The organism is Pelotomaculum schinkii, assembly GCF_004369205.1.
Taxonomy (GTDB): Bacteria; Bacillota; Desulfotomaculia; order Desulfotomaculales; family Pelotomaculaceae; genus Pelotomaculum_C; species Pelotomaculum_C schinkii.
Genome location: NZ_QFGA01000001.1, coordinates 1297795 through 1313423, shown reverse-complemented (window position 1 = coordinate 1313423; position 15629 = coordinate 1297795). Strand labels below are relative to the sequence as shown.

Annotated in this window: 14 protein-coding genes; 8 read left to right on the top strand and 6 right to left on the bottom strand. The window is 46.8% G+C overall.

The window, feature by feature from the left end:
• Positions 1-28: 28 nt before the first annotated feature.
• The 3 genes from Psch_RS06215 to Psch_RS06205 all read right to left on the bottom strand — a co-directional run bounded on the left by Psch_RS06215 (position 29) and on the right by Psch_RS06205 (position 1113).
• Positions 29-475: a sigma-70 family RNA polymerase sigma factor gene (locus Psch_RS06215; RefSeq protein WP_190240243.1), complete on the bottom strand. Its 447-nt coding sequence runs from the start codon at positions 473-475 to the stop codon at positions 29-31.
• Between the two features lie 138 nt (positions 476-613).
• Entirely contained in the window at positions 614-805 is a 192-nt protein-coding gene (locus Psch_RS06210) for a helix-turn-helix domain-containing protein (protein WP_190239532.1), read from the bottom strand.
• Between the two features lie 5 nt (positions 806-810).
• Entirely contained in the window at positions 811-1113 is a 303-nt protein-coding gene (locus Psch_RS06205; protein WP_190239531.1) for a hypothetical protein, read from the bottom strand.
• A gap of 577 nt (positions 1114-1690) precedes the next feature.
• On the opposite strand from Psch_RS06205, the gene Psch_RS06200 reads away from it, so the two are divergent.
• Positions 1691-1951, top strand: coding sequence for an RNA polymerase sigma factor (locus Psch_RS06200; protein WP_134219478.1), 261 nt, complete (start codon positions 1691-1693; stop codon positions 1949-1951).
• A gap of 37 nt (positions 1952-1988) precedes the next feature.
• The gene (locus tag Psch_RS06195) at positions 1989-2558 is read left to right on the top strand and encodes a hypothetical protein (RefSeq protein WP_190239530.1); all 570 of its coding nucleotides are present in this window, start codon (positions 1989-1991) and stop codon (positions 2556-2558) included.
• A 46-nt stretch (positions 2559-2604) separates the two neighbouring features.
• On the opposite strand, the gene Psch_RS06190 is transcribed toward Psch_RS06195, so the two are convergent.
• The 3 genes from Psch_RS06190 to Psch_RS06180 are packed head-to-tail and all read right to left on the bottom strand — an operon-like array spanning position 2605 to position 3960.
• Complete coding sequence (locus Psch_RS06190; protein ID WP_134219476.1) at positions 2605-3204, bottom strand: hypothetical protein; 600 nt, start codon at positions 3202-3204, stop codon at positions 2605-2607.
• Between the two features lie 18 nt (positions 3205-3222).
• Positions 3223-3564, bottom strand: a complete 342-nt coding sequence (locus tag Psch_RS06185; protein ID WP_190239529.1) for a glutaredoxin family protein — start codon at positions 3562-3564, stop codon at positions 3223-3225.
• Positions 3565-3618: 54 nt separating this feature from the next.
• Positions 3619-3960: a sigma-70 family RNA polymerase sigma factor gene (locus Psch_RS06180; RefSeq protein WP_243120712.1), complete on the bottom strand. Its 342-nt coding sequence runs from the start codon at positions 3958-3960 to the stop codon at positions 3619-3621.
• A 945-nt stretch (positions 3961-4905) separates the two neighbouring features.
• Here Psch_RS06180 and Psch_RS06175 point away from each other — a divergent pair.
• From Psch_RS06175 to Psch_RS06150, 6 genes are all read left to right on the top strand, one after another.
• Positions 4906-6606 (top strand): YcdB/YcdC domain-containing protein, encoded by a 1701-nt coding sequence (locus tag Psch_RS06175; RefSeq protein ID WP_190239528.1) that lies wholly within the window; start codon positions 4906-4908, stop codon positions 6604-6606.
• Positions 6607-6638: 32 nt separating this feature from the next.
• A complete protein-coding gene (locus tag Psch_RS06170; RefSeq protein ID WP_190239527.1) occupies positions 6639-8540 on the top strand; it encodes a YcdB/YcdC domain-containing protein in 1902 nt (633 codons plus the stop codon).
• A 275-nt stretch (positions 8541-8815) separates the two neighbouring features.
• A complete protein-coding gene (locus Psch_RS06165; RefSeq protein ID WP_134220192.1) occupies positions 8816-9361 on the top strand; it encodes a sigma-70 family RNA polymerase sigma factor in 546 nt (181 codons plus the stop codon).
• A complete protein-coding gene (locus tag Psch_RS06160) occupies positions 9361-10362 on the top strand; it encodes a DUF4179 domain-containing protein (protein ID WP_134220193.1) in 1002 nt (333 codons plus the stop codon). Before Psch_RS06165 ends, Psch_RS06160 begins: the two co-directional genes overlap by 1 nt.
• A 312-nt stretch (positions 10363-10674) precedes the next feature.
• Complete coding sequence (locus tag Psch_RS06155) at positions 10675-12981, top strand: serpin family protein (RefSeq protein WP_190239526.1); 2307 nt, start codon at positions 10675-10677, stop codon at positions 12979-12981.
• A 39-nt stretch (positions 12982-13020) separates the two neighbouring features.
• On the top strand, positions 13021-15582 hold the full coding sequence (locus Psch_RS06150) for a protease complex subunit PrcB family protein (protein ID WP_190239525.1): 2562 nt from the start codon (positions 13021-13023) through the stop codon (positions 15580-15582).
• Positions 15583-15629 lie beyond the last annotated feature (47 nt).

Below are 15629 nucleotides of genomic sequence, written 5' to 3'. Positions count from 1 at the left end.
AGACATCGATGCTGTGGCAGTTGAGGCTCTACTTGCCGGCGGATTTATCCAGGGCAAAGCGCTTCCGCAGCTTCTTCAACGCACGCTCTTTTGTGCGATGAACCACGGGCTGTGATATCCCCAGTTCCTTGGCCGCCTCTCGCTCGGTAAATCCATCCAGGATCGTTGCCTGTACCACTCTTTGCTCTTGGGGCGTTAACAACAAGAGAGCTTCCTGGATAAATACCATATCCTCGGCTTCACCAGGAACATCCACAAGGGCAGGAATGGCATCAAGCATGGTCAGCTTATCGGAATCAGTGTCTTGAGTCGCCGGACCATTCAGGAGCAGAAGCTCATGCTCATCCAGTCGCCGGTACTTTTTAGTCAATCTGATCGCTTCACGGCGCAGGCCGGTTAAAAACCAGGCAATCGCCCGGGCTTCCTCCGGATCAAAAGCATTAGCCTCAAGTTCGCCAGAAGAAACGTCAGGTATAGCTCACTATCTCACACCTCCTATCATGGAAACTAACTTGCCCTCTTACCATATAAAGAGAAAACAGGGGGTCTTTTTGATACCCCCTGCCAAAAAAAAGTTTTTCATTTTGCTTTTAAATTGTGTTTTTTAACTTTTTCAAGCTGGGTACTGATTAATTGAGCCAATTAACCAAGTTACCAGATCCGAATAACATTCAGCATAATGCCCCGACCGGCGGCTATATTTTTTAACTGCCGGATTTAACCGATACACTATTTGAATAACAGCCTTCTCATCACCGCTTTTAGCCCTGACAACTAACTCATGAAACTTCGGTTTTTTCTTCAAGGCACTCAACCTCCCTTTGCCTTTTCAGAACCACCAAGCAGCCGATCATGAATCACCTGCCAGCTTCCCATGGCGGAAGCCGCCACCAGCAAACCATTCAGAATACAAAGCGGGACATTTTTTATCGTAAAACTCCCTGCAGCGATATCGGCCAGAAAGACGATTCCTTCAGCTACCGCCACCACAAGACAACGAGTGGAAAAACGCTTCAAAAAACCAAGCTCTTTAATGGAATCAACCACCAGAACAGTCGCAGCCACCGCGCCGGCCAGGGTGCCAAGAGTAGCATAGGTAAACAGATCCTGCATTCCATCACCACCTCCGGAAGAAAAAAAGGACCTACTATACGAAAACGGACAGATCAAAAAACAACGGCTGAGCTGAGGTTGTCATAATGTATTACTCATCTTAGATCCAATGGTTTTCACCTCTAGCTTTCGATAGCTTTCTCCCTATTCCTATATTTAACTTGTTTGTTAATATATAGACGATTCAAAAACGAAAAAAGTTCTACATATTTTTCAGTCAGCTACCATAAACGTGACTTCACTAAACAACCTCTCTGTCTGTATAAAGAGAAAGAAAGGGACCTCTTTGATACCCCCTTGTCCAAAAAGTTTTTCATTTTGCTTCACGTTTCAGCCCTTGCTATAAATCAAACTGGATAAGGCTGGCTTTTGAACATAAGAAATAAGAAGACGGAGGATTTCAACAACCTGTGGGATGTAGCCCTTAATCCGAGAGTGACATCCCTGTTGATCCGCAGGGGCATATATCAGCCGGTCTACTCCAAGAGGGTTTTTCGGGAATATTTTTGAAAAATTCACACTTGCACCATCCGTCCGGGTGGTTTTTTGCGTCATATTAGGTAGGGGTGAAAAATGAGTGATCCATAAAAGTGAGCAATGTATCACTTCTGAAATGGTATCGCGTATTTGTTCAGGAGATATCACAGCTTATGAAGAGTTTGTCCGGGAACAGTGGACGACTGCCGTACGCACCTGCTGTTTGATTTTACGCAACCCACATGATGCGGAAGAAACTGCGAAAGAAAAAAATTTAATTACGTATCCAGATCTAATCTTTGAAATTGAACATAACAAAATAACAAGGATAATGTTATCCAACGAACAAAATCGTCCGTAAAAAAATTCAACTAATATATGAAATGAGGTAATGACATATGTTTAAAAAAGGTATTAAGGGTCTAGTTTTGGTTCTTCTCTTGTTAACGCTTTTTGGTTGTTCTTCAAAAAAAATTAAAATTGTCAATAATAACGCTAGCGAAGCCGGTCCAGGACCTTTGACGAAAGAAAACGTTTCTCTTGCCGGAATTCATATCGGTGATTCACAAGAACAGGTGTTGAAACTTTACGGTGAGCCAACAAAAAAAGACAAGTTTCCTACAACTCCTTTTGTTAGATGGTACTATGAAGATTTGGGTTTATCTGTTGCATTCTATAGAAGGGGTGAGAATGAACCTGTTATTGGAGGCGTAGTTGATATACAAATTTCTGCACCTTCTAAGCTAACAACAGATACAGGAATTGGACTTGGGGATTCTTTGGAATATATTACTAAAAAATATGATGTAGTTTATAGCTTTCAGCCTAATAGTAAATATCAGTCTGTTTTCATTAATGGAGCGAATAAAGAAGAAATTAATGGTCTGTATTACCCCCATCTAGACTTTTCACTTGAAAATAACAAAATAACAAGGATAATTTTAACCAACCAGCAACAACGTCCGTAACAATAAAAAAAGCCGGACGATATATTAGTATCGCCCGGCTTTTTGTTTACGGAACATAGCAATACGTGGGAGCCCAACCAGAATTGTTCAATATAACATTTAGTCTACGCCCTGGATAAGTGTCACCAGAGGTATAACTCATGTAGTGACCATAATTCCAGGGAGAGGCACCAATTGCTTCATTTGCAGCATAGGTTCCTGTTGTGCCGTTACCACCGCTTTCAAGTGCACCATAAAAGTGCTGGCTAGTAGCAGTAACATAGTAACCATCATCAGTAGAAACATTATAGGCTGTTTGCCCACCATTGAATCCCCAATTATAAGAGTTATACACGCTAACTGGGTTTCCAAAGACGTTTGTCCATGAAGAATTATCATTGTAGTATCCCATTTGAGCAATATATGCCCCTGTACCATCACTTAAACTACAAAACATCGGGAAAGAGCCGCACGAACCACATGTTGTATATCCCATGGTAGATCCCTGCCAAGCTGGATTATTAGCGGGAAGACCCCACTCCTGATACCATTGACATAAAATAAAAGCGATTGACACTCCGAGTTCGGAAGCCGCAGTGGTAGCGTAAGACAAATAATCACTTACGAAACCAGCATAATTAGGTTTTGTTCCGCTACAAGATGGCATAAACTTAATTCCTCCTTTTTATTTGCTGTAGCTTATTATTTTTTTTGGTATTTCTATCCATGGGCGCTTCTTTGGCAAAACTATTTGTAGTCGGTCTTTCGGAATTACAATATCGAAATGCCGATTTACAATTCCTGCCCAAAGCTCAGGGTTATATCCATCATATAAACGACCTGCAAATATGAAAGATGGAACCAAGCGCAATTCTAACTTCACGAAGTCTTTAAAAGCTTCGCGATCCTTGACAATGTTTCTTTCAACAAAAGGTACGGAGAACTCTGTAAATAATGCTCTTACTTGGTTACAAATTGGAGAGAGTTCATCAGTAAACACTTCAATAACTTTGGTATCAAAACTCAATTAATTATCATCCCCAATCAAGTATTTTGATTGGTCGTTATGGCGTCGTATACATCACTTGCCGATCGACTTATCCAGGACAAAACGTTTTCGCAACTTCTTCAACGCACGCTCTTTCATGCGATGAACCACAGGCTGTGACACTCCCAGTTCTTTTGCCGCATCCCGTTCAGTAAACCCATCCAAGATAGTTGCCTGGACCACTCTTTGTTCTTGCGGTGTTAGCAACAGGAGGGCTTCCTGGCTAAATACCATATCCGCAGCTTCACCGGGAACATCCACAAGAGCCGGAATGGCATCAAGCATGGTCAGCTTATCGGAATCAGTGTTTTGAGTCACCGGACCATTCAGGAGCAAAAGCTCATGCTTGTCCAGTCGCCGGTACTTTTTAGTCAATCTGATCGCTTCACGGCGCAGGCCGGTTGAAAACCAGGCAATGGCCCGGGCTTCCTCCGGAGCAAAAGCATTAGCCTCAAGTTCTCCAGAAAAACGTCAGGTCTAGCGCATTATCTTACCTCCTCATGAAACTAACTTGCCCTCTTGCCATATAAAGAGAAAACAGGGGGTCTTTTTGATACCCCCCCTGTCCAAAAAAGTTTTACATTTTATTTTCAAGTTTTTAAGCCAGGTACTGATCAATTCCTTGGATTTGCCAGAGAGCGACATCCCTGTCGATCCGTCCGCAAGGGGGCATATAATCAGCCGGTTTGCTCCAAAAGTGTTTTACAGGAATATTTAAAATAATTTACACCTGCACCATCCGTTCGGGTAGTTTTTTGCGTCATATTAGGTAGGGGTGAAAAATGAGTAATCCATAAAAGTGTCAATGCATCACATCTGAAATACTAGCGCGTAGCTGTTCAGGAGATATCACAGCTTATAGAAAGGGGATGGAGGGAATGAGAACAAAAGCGATATGGCGTTGAAGAGGCGCTGTACCTGTGCGACAGGATTTATCTGAATAGAAAGGAGAAGGGCCATATAGATACTCTTTCCACAGATGTTTTTAAGACTCCTATAATATTATTGTTCTTAATTGGTATTGCATTACAAATATATCGTTTGTATCGAGTTAGAGTTTATCATGAACACAAATATTTTAGGAATGTCAGCAAAATAAAAAATATGGATAACTTCATAAAAACATATACACAATTCAGCCTTTGTCAAATAATAGCATTCATTATCGTGATAATTATAATTCAACTTGTCGACCTGGAATACGCTAAGAGTTATCTTTTGATTCTTGCATTGATATCAGCTCCGATAGGCATTATGTTTGGTTATAAATTAAAGAATAGTTAAAGGTAGCGACTCGAATCAAACAGGGGGGAGAAATGATTGAAAAAGGTTAAAAGAACAGCAGTCGCCGTGTTGGCGGCAAGTATGCTGCTGACAACGCCTGCGTGGGCGGCGGAACAAGATCTCTCAGTTGTGCAGGAAAGAGGCGGGGACGCCGTTGAACTGTTTTCAAAAGCGGAGTTAACGGAAGCACAGCGGCAAGCCCTGGAAAAAATGTATCAAATTATACCTGAACTCAAGGAGTTGTCCTTGCAGAATGTGGAATACAATGAGGACAAGACAGCCTGGGGGGGATACTTAACCGACGGCTCCCCGGACGTTACCCCGGACAACCGGCGTATTCGGGCCAGCATCGCTTTTGATGCGAAGACGGGGGATCTGGTCAATTTTGATATTTATAACCCGGAGTGGGCTGCGGAAAAGATGCCGTCTGCCACTTTGGTGGAAGAGAAAGCAGCGGAATTTACCCGTAAACTCCTCGGGGACAGGCTGAAAGAGTATGAGATGGGGGAAACAATAAGCTACAGCAGCGGAAGTAGCCTGGACGATAAAGGGAACAAAATAATAACGATGACCTCGGCTCATGTATATTTTAATCGGCTGATAAACGGCGTCCCCCTTTTAAATAGCGGCTTTCAGGTAAGTGTTGACTCTGCCGGCCATATTACCGAATTCCGTAAAGAGAAGGATGACAATCCGGATCCGGCCAAGTTTCCCGATCCGTCCCGGGCAATGACTAAGGATGCTGCGGAAAAGGCTTTCGCCGGGCTGGTGGAAATGAAGCTGAGCTACAACATCAGTCATTCATGGCTTTGCAAAGGCGGTGAGGAAACCATACCGGTATTGATGTATTATCCGTCTTTTTCAGGTTTCATAGACGCAGAAACAGGGGAGCCGTTGGAAGATTCCGGGGGGACCCTGCAGCAATCTCAACGTGTTATCCTAAACGGGGAGGGTAAGAAGTTTTACGCCGCGACGCCCGAGGAAGGGGCCAGGCTGCTGGCGGAGGAGTTCGGCGTGGATATGGCCGGCATGGAGTTTGGCAGTGTCAGGGTTCATGATTTGCCTGTTACCTCGGGATACCAGTTTAAAGAATACTCCTGGGGCTCTGAAACGCAGCAGGAGACGGACAGCGAGCCGGATTGGAACGGAGTGCGTTTTGTAAACCTTAAGACTATAGCGGATACGGGAGAAATTGTAGGCTTCGGCATTCAGGATGATTCCGGACGCGGCAAACAGGGGACGGTATCCAAGGAAGACGCTCAGAAAACAGCGGTTCAATTTCTTCAAAGATATCTGGAACCGGGTGCGGCCGAGCTGGAGTTGACGGTTTTCCCCAGTGAGGAGAACATTCCGGCTTGGGTGGATAAGAGCAAGCTGACAGACCAAATGCAGCAGCGGCCGCAGTTCTTTATTCAATTTAGCGAGACTTACCAGGGCATACCGGTTGCGGACAGTTCTCATATAGTTCGGGTTGATGCCCTTACCGGTAAGGTAACAGAATTTGGTATCGGGTCCCGCAATGCATCCGTTACCCTCCCGGACAGCAATGACGCGGTGACAGCCGATGTGGCGAAGGCAGAGTATTTAAATCGCCATCCCCTGCGCCTGGTGTACATCTGGCCGGAGTATTATCAACAAAAAGCGCCGTCTCCCCAGTTGGTCTATCTCCCGGTTTCCGGGGAAAGGGGTTATATCGATGCGCTTACCGGAAAAACGGTGGTGCTGGAAAGGAACTAACAGGTCCCGGACAAGCCTAAGACGGGAAAGCGGTGACTTGGGGAGATGAAATAAAAAAAGGGGAGATGACGGCGCAGGCCATAACCTGTTCGCCGGTCTTGGTCCGCATCCCGGCGGCCGTTGCGGGGGGAATTTGGGGAAGAATTCCCGTAATGGAAAGGAGCAGTTTGTTGAAAAAGATTAGAGGGGCAGCCGCCGTGGCGCTGGCTGTGGGCATGTTGTTGTTCACAACTGCCTGGGCGGCGGGAAAAGAGGCGTCGAGTATGCAGGCAGTACAGGACGGTCTGGAAACTGTAGAGTTGAAAGACGGGCTTGTCGGGCAGCCGGTTGTAAAGAAAGCGTTGAATGAGTCGCAGCGGCAGGCGCTGGAAAGGATCTTACAAATCGTGCCCGAGCTAGAGGGGCTCTCCGTGGTAAACCTTAGTGACGAGGGGGATGCCATTTGGACGGTAACCCTGGACGACAGCGACGGAGCTGCGCCGTCCGGCATTATGCATACTCGCGCGGAACTCGTTTTTGAAACGAATTCAGGAGAACTGATCGGGTTTCATGTCCTGAACCCGGATTGGGCTTCAGACGAGCTTCCGGCAGCTGGGCCGGCCAAAGAAAAGGCGGCTGAATTCGCCCGGCGGGTTCTGGGAGATAAAATGAAGGACTATCAAATGAGGAATCAGATAAGCTATGGCGGTGGATGCGCACGGGACGAACAGGGGAACGAGATAGCGTGGGCCACGGCGGATGTGCAGTTTGAACGCCTGATCAACGGTATCCCCTTTCTGGACAGCTGCATTCGGGTAAGCGTCGATGCGGCGGGGCATGTTGTCGACTATTATACGGAAGGATATTACAAAAGAAACGACAGTGTAAAAGACAGTGGGCAGGATCCGGCAGTATTCCCTGATCCTGCGTTGGCAATGACAAAGCAGGCGGCGGAAGGGATTTATGCCAATCTGGTGGAAATGAAGCTGAACTACGTTGAGCGGAAGCTCCTGCAGTATCCTGAGCCAGGCAAAGAAGAGGTCGAAACCCGGCCGGTTTTGCAGTATACTCCTACTACATATGCGTTAATAGACGCTGTAACAGGGAAGTCGCTGGCTGAATCTCAGGAGCGGCTGCCGACCAGTCTGATCAGACTGGCAGGAGAGGGCAAAAAACTTGTTGCCGGAACGCCTGAAGAAGCGATCGCTCTAATTGCTGCTGAAACCGGCATAGATATTTCCGGCATGAAATTTATGAGGGAAGATGAGCGTGGAGATAACCTTAAGCCAGGGATTAAGATGATAGAGTACAACTGGGGTTCCGGATCCCGGGCGGGGAATGAAGACATGCCGGATTACAGCATTCGTTTGTTAACTATCATCATGCTGGCAGATACAGGCCAGGTTACCGACTTTAGTCTTTACGATGAGTCCGAGCGCGGCAAAAAAGCGACAATATCCAGAGAAACCGCCCAGGAAACAGCGATTCAATTCATGCAGAAGCATCTGGAGCAGGGCACGGCTGAACTGGAAATGTGTGTTTATTCAACGCAGGATGACAGCATTCCCGACTGGGTGGACAGAAGCAAGTTGGAATACTACGGGCAGCGGCCGGCATTTAAATTTACCTTCACATATACACACCAGGGCATACCGGTTTTGGACCGTTTTAGCTTCGTTACCGTAGACGGGCTTACAGGCGGTATTACTGCTTATTCCGGCGGGAACAGCAGTCCACCCGTCACCCTGCCGGACAGCAGGAATGTTGTGACACCTGAAGCGGCAAAGGCCGAATTTTTAAAAAGCCAACCGTTGCGTCTGGTTTACCTCCGGCCTGAGTATTTCGGCCAGAAAGCACCCAAGCCCCTCCTGGTGTACATGCAGGACCACAGTTATGGTGGCGGGCAATATATCGACGCCCTAACCGGAAAAACTGTGACTTTGGAGATGAAATAGAAAGGGATATTTTAATTTTTCTTGCACAGAGGGAGAGAAAGTCACCTCTGTTTATCTGTGTTCAGGTGGTATATAGACAAACTTTTTGGCCAGAACAATAAAATTAGCCTTGTCCATATCAGATTCAGTTTTTCTTCCCCGCATTAAATCCTGCCGAAAGCCGTTCCCTTAACTTATGTAAAAATAAAAAACCGTTTGCCGTGTTGTCAAGTCTATATAGAGTGTAGGCTTTTAACCGGTTAAAGCTTTAAATGCGGCAAGACGGGAGGTTTTTTATGATTTTTGCGGATCCGGATAAGGTTGGAAAGGCGCGCCGGGGTGACTCCAGCGCTTTTCTGGAACTTATTCAAGAGAGAAAGGACGATATATACAGACTGGCATTCACCTATGTGAAGAATAGAGAGGAAGCCCTGGCTGTTCTTCATGATGTTGTATATAAGGTGTGTATATCCTTAAAGAAGCTTAAAAACCCGGAGTTGTTTAATACCTGGCTGATTAGAATCACGGTAAACTGTTGTATCGATCATCTAAACAAGAGCAAGAGAATTGCCGGCTTTGAAATAAAATATGACAATCCGGAAATGCTGGAACAAATTGCTGACAATAGTCAAGATTATGGGGATTTAATCTCAAACATTGACTTATTCAATGCCATTGACAAACTCAGCCTGGAACAGCGAACTGTTGTCGTCTTAAAATACTTTCAGGACCTGACCCTGTCCCAGGTGGCGGAGGTGCTGGCATGTCCGCTTGGTACGGTTAAAACCCGTCTTCATAAAGCACTGCATGATTTAAGGCAAGAACTGAAGGAGGGATATTAATGAGTAAAACTTATCAAGATGATTTCAACAATATAGTGGTTCCAGTTGAACAGGTGGATCTGGTCATACAAAAGGCTGTCAGCAAAGGCCAAAAGCACCTTAAAGCGAAAAGACGGATGATCATGGGCGCCTCGGTGCTCTTGCTCTGCGCCTGTATTTTTGGCAGCGGCTTTGTGGCTCCTTCAATGGCCAAAGTTCTGGTAAACATACCGTTTGTCGGATCGGTATTTGAAAGGGAAAAATTCGCCACGAGCGGCCTGGGAAATTTAGCTGATGAGGATGTAGCTAAATTTGATGATCTGCAGATCACCGATCAAGGCATAACTGTGGCGATCAGGGAAGCCTATTACGACCAGACCGGCTTTGCTGTCGGTTATGTGGTAAGCGGCGCAGAGTTGTCGGACGAAAGGAACTTCCATGCGTATTTTTACTATAATGGGCGTGCCATCTCCGGCGGGGGCGGTGGCTGGCATGACAAGATCGATAATATGTATATTGGTTTGGAGCAATTCCAGCCTGGCGCCGGACTCACCCTCCCCGATAGTTTTGATCTGGAAGTGGTCATAACCGATGACCTGGAGGAATTGAAAAGAAGCCCTTACCGTTTCAAAATACCGGTATCTCGCACCGGTGTTGATGAAAAAACAAAAGAAGCGCTGGTGATGAAAGCTATCGATACCGGCGAGGGGACTCTGCTGGTGAAAAAGGTGCTTTTTACCCCTGCTGCAACTGAGGTGGAGTATGAATTCATCCAACCCGGCAGCGATAGAAAAAGATACCGTGGATATTCCGTTGGAAACTGCACCTTCAAGCTGATTGACAGCAGCGGTGTTGCACTGGAGCCGGGTTCCTCCCTGCGGCAAGGCAGGCCTGAGGGAGAAAAGTGGGTGGATAACTGCCGGGTCGACTTTCCATCTATGAAAGAACCTGCCGGGAATATGGCTTTTGAACTTATATCACAGGAAGGCCGAAAGATTCGGGCGGATTTTGAAGTAAAATAGATTGGGGATGAGATCAGCTGCTCCAAAATGGTGTAGTTTTGGGGCAGCTGAATAAATCGCCGTCAATTTTCCGGCTGGAATTTCCCCGGTCATTCGCCGCTTGAAAATAGTCAACCGCCTTTCTCACTTTCAGCTCCGGCAGGCAAATATTGCAAACCGCTTCATGAAAATCTTAGGTTTTCTTAAATATATGGCAAGTTAACAAAAAATGGACTATATAGTGAACCTGCTCTTTATATTCGCCGTCATATAAATTGAGTTCACATTTTAAACCGGTTGTTTCCGGCTGTGCTGGCGAAGGGGTGTCGATTTATGACCAAAAAGGCTATTATGATGGGAGTCATTATTTCTTTGATTCTGGCTATGCCTGCGTATGGTTTTACGGCAAAAAAAATGCAAGCCGCAATAGTGCTGGATAATGCGAAAATTGAGGCTTGCGCCTATATTTTTGGAGGAGACATTTACCTGCCGTTGCGGGCGGTTGGTGAAGCGCTCGGCTATGAAATACAGTGGTCGGAGAAGGATAAGACGGTTTCCGTCTCCAAGACCGGAAAAAACATAATGATTGATATGAACAACGATAAAATAACCGTAGATGATCATGTTTGTTATATGAGTGGAGATTATTCAGGCAAGGGGTTCAACGGCGGTACCACAATAGGGGACAGAGTGTACATGAGGACGGACTTTTTCTCCGACAACTTTGGGCTTAAAGTTCAATGGGACGGGCTAAATGGGATAATTCAACTTGAAAGCGTAATAGAGAACGCAATTTCCATTAAAACAGTGAAAGAAGCTTCTGAAACCGATAAAATCAAAGTAACTTTACAGTATCCGCAGGTTGACGGTTTGGCTGACAAAACCGTGCAGGACAGTATCAACTCCATTTTCGAGAAATCAGCAACGGATGCCAGGAATGAAGGCCTGAAAAATGCTGAAGAAATGGAAAAGGTCGTGGCGTCGGGTTATACAGGCACTCTAAACAAGTGTGAAACCTATTTTGACTACCGGTTGAAATACAATCAAAACGGACTGTTGAGCGTTGTATTTATGGATTACCAATACGCAGGGGGGGCGCATGGACTGATGGTGCAAAGCTCCCATACTTTTGATCTGAAAACAGGGGAAGAATACAGGCTTAAGGATCTGGTAAAGAGTGACGCGGACTATGTTTCTCTTATTAACAATACCGTCAGGAATGAGATAAATAATAGGGTTAAGGAAGGAATGCTGTCTGAAAATGCACCCTTCAAGACCATCAAGGACGAACAGGATTTTTACCTTTCCAATAACGCGGTTGTGGTTTACTTCCAGCAGTACGAATATTGGCCCTATGCCGCCGGCATACAGGAATTCCCGGTTGAGTTTTCAGCGTTGAAAGAGATGCTGAAACACGATTTCGGCTTCTTGAACGACAATGTAAAAGAGCAAACTAGGCCTGAAGATATTGAAAACGGTATGTCCGGTGAAGGCAAGCTGTTTATGGCAATAAATAAGGCGGGTATTCAGCTCCTGCAAAAGATATCCGTGGAGGAAGAGGGGCAAAATACCATCTTATCCCCCGTCAGTGTCTCTACCATGCTGGCAGTCCTGGCAAATGGAGCGGCCGGCAAGACCCGTGCGGAAATCAGCGCAATAATCAATCCGGAACAGCTTCCCGCGAAGGAAATGAATGAAAAATACCGCGACACCATAAACAACCTCATACGTTCGGGCTACGAGGAAAACGGAAAGAAAACCACCCTTGTGGAGCTTGCCAATTCTTTATGGATACAGGAAAACCTTCGAGTAAAAGACGGTTTTTTAAAAGACGCCAAAACCTATTACGAGGCTGATGCGTACAATGTAAACTTCGCTGATGACAGCGCTGTATCCGCCATGAACCGGTGGATTGAAGATAAAACCCACAACAAGATCCAAAATTATTTATCTGAAGTGAGTCCCCAGACAGCCATGGTGGCGTTTAGTTCCCTTTACTTCAATGGAAAGTGGCAGAGCCCATTTGATAAATCCAAAACACAAAAGGAAGATTTTCAGCTAAGCGACGGCAGTACGGTCAAGGTGGATATGATGAACGCTGAAAGACGGATCGGTTATTATGAAGATGATCAAATTCAAGCAGGCAGTTTCAATTATTACGGCTGCAGTATGCTGGTCATTCTTCCCAAGAGCAGTACCGGCGCATATCTCCCCGGCGTGGGCTATGCGGAAGTTAACAAAGCGCTCAGCAACTTAGAGAATATGAAAGTAAAAATAAAATTCCCCAAATTTAACTTCGCGCAAAAAAACGATCTGGTTAGTCATTTGAAAAGCATGGGGCTGGATTCCGCCTTTGACAGCGGGAGCGCGGATTTTACCGGGATTGCGGACAGGTCGGCAGGCTTTAACCTGTACATCAGCGATATATCCCAGAAATGTACTATCAGTGTGGATGAGGAGGGCACTGAAGCCGCCGCTCTGACTTCGGTAGTTTTAGCCGGATCTTCCATGCCCAGGGAAAACACCCCTCCGGAGTTTTATTTGAATAAACCTTTTATATTTGTCATCAGAGACGACCGGACCGGCTTGATCCTGTTTATCGGGAAGGTGAAAAACCCGTTGGATCATGGAAGACCATAATACCAGATACAAAAATTGATACCACATGAGGTGATTGGCATGAATAAATTGGTCACGATTGCTGTGCTCACAGTTATATTGCTGTTTGTTTTGGCAACTGGAGCCGGAGCTTCGGCAACCGGTGAGCCGCCGGCTGATTTAAAAGTGAAGATAGAGGAGGTCACCACCGAGCAGGAGTTCAGGGAGGTGGTTGACGATTTTAACTCCCTGCCCGGACCGGACGCCGGCGCAGCGGAGATTTTACTGGACGGTTTGAAAGAAGAGAATAGAATTGACGCCTGGAACGTTGTGGATGCCCTGGTGAAACTGATGACAGACGAGCAGGTATCTCAGCTGGCGAAAGATATTAATACTTACGATCAGGATAATATCAGCCGGTATTTGGTTTCTGTCCTGCTTGCCCGGATCAACAGTCCGGCTGATTTGACCAGCGCCCTGGTCTCCCTGCAAGACGGTTATTTTTCCGGAGGATACCTGCAATTTATGGAACAGATATGGCCGAGAATTATTACCGATCCGGCCGATGCGGCGCGGTGGTTGGATGAAACGTACGTCAAACTAAACAACCCGGCGGCCCGGGAGAGCTTTGTTAATGCGGTTGGTGTTGTTGCCCAGAAGCAAAACAGCGGAGTGAACCGCTCGGCAATCATAGACTGGCTGTGGCGAACGCAGGAAAAAGAAGCGGATTACGTTTACCGTTACAACCAGCTTGTTACCCTTTACCGGCTGGGGGAAACCAGAGCGCTGGACGCGATCGACGGCTTCTATCCCGGCATTGCTTCCGACCAGAACAGAGCCGGCTTGATCCGTAGCATGGCCGACATCATGCGCTGGCGGCAAGAAGAACTTGATCAGGACAAATTGATTGACTGGCTGTGGAAAGTAGCCGGAACGGATGTGTCGCCCTATTGCCGTCAGACAGCCCTTGCCGCCTTATACCTGGATTTGGGCCAGGAAAAAGCTTTGCAACAGTTTGTCCATGATACCGACCAAAACGGGTTGGCTGCCCTGAATCAAGAGGGTCAAGTTTTTCAAATTAATTCGGACTGGCAGCTGTTGAAGGATATTTCCCAAAAATATCCGCAAAGCTATCTTGGCCGGGGAATCAAGGCCTATGAAGAAGTGCGGGGAAAACCTTATTTTGAAATTGACCGTCCGGAGGAACAGTTTACCGCCGCCTGGACCCCTCCTTACGGGGATGAGGAATACGAGCCTGACCGGGAGATTCCGGGCTGGGAAAAATTCCTGGCCGATTACTCCCGCCACCCGGCCGCGGACGATGCCGCTTACCGGCTGGCCCGTTGTTACGAGATTAGGGGCCGTTTTGCCGATGCCGTCAGCATGATGCAAAAGGCGCGTTTTTTACCGGATGGAGACATGCGCTATGCGGCGGACGGCAGGTTGGTTTATATTCTGGATGTGAGGATGAATTATGATCAGTTAAAGGCGCTATCTTCGGAAACCCTGGCGCCGCCGCTGGACACTTTGGTCAACTATGCCCTGGCTGTCGGGGAAATACGGCGTGATCATTATGCTAGCGCCGCCCTGATACTGGAGGAATTATTAAAACAGCCGGAAGATCCGGCAAGCGGCCCGTATATTTTGCCTTTTTCCCGGCTGAACGTCGATCATCAATACGATTTTCGCGGCGCAGTAGAAAAGCAGCTGGCCGCGGTAAAGGAGCTTGCCGGTTTGCAGGCACAGTGGGAAGAATCTAAAGATCCGGCTGATTTATACAGTCTGGCGGCATCCATCTTTCATAACGAGATGCTTTACTATAGCCACCTATGGGCCGGGAACCGGCAGTATTACAACTGGTTAGGAAACATTAACGCTACGGGCCAGGGGCATGCGCCCGCGGAAATGGCTGCCTTTGCCCGGGAGATGATCAACTACAACCACAGCCTGCCGTATTTCCAGCAGGTTTACCGGGAGCCGTCCTCTGCGCCGGAGTTGAAGGCCAGGGCTCTCTATTCCACCGGTCTATGCTATATCGGCCTGGACGAGTGGGGTGATGACGCTTTATTCGCCTTTAATTTGCCGGAGCTTGTAAAGAGAATCACTTCCACCTACCAGCAGTTTGTCCGGGAATACCCGGAAAGCTCCATGGCCGATGACGCCCTGCTGGCGCTTGGCGCATACACCGGCGACGCTGCTTATGTGCAAAAAATATTTGAGGATTACCCTGATAGTGACGTATTGGAAAAAGCAAAAAATCTGCTAAAGGATATGGAGTCACCTTATTATAGGCCAGGCAGCCGCTATGGATGGTCGGCGCCTTTTAAAATCATGTCCCGGGAGGACCAAAACCTGCCGCAAGAAATAAGGGATTGGGTGGACGCCAACGTTTTGCAGCCTTTTACCGGCTCGAAGACTATGGGAGAATGGAGTTATTTGCTTGTTGCCGCGGGAGAAAAACCAACAGCCGGCTACTGTGTGGGAATTACCGGCATCTCCGGCAGAGCGGACAAGATAACGGTTTATTATCAGGTTGACGGCCCGCAACCCGGGCTGTTGGCGGCGCAGGCGCTCACACATCCGTATATTTTAATCCGTATTCCGGCAAATGAGGCTGCGGTGGAATTTATTGAGGTAAGTTAGAATAGGTACCCATATTTTCAAATTAATGATACCGGTATCCGTTTATC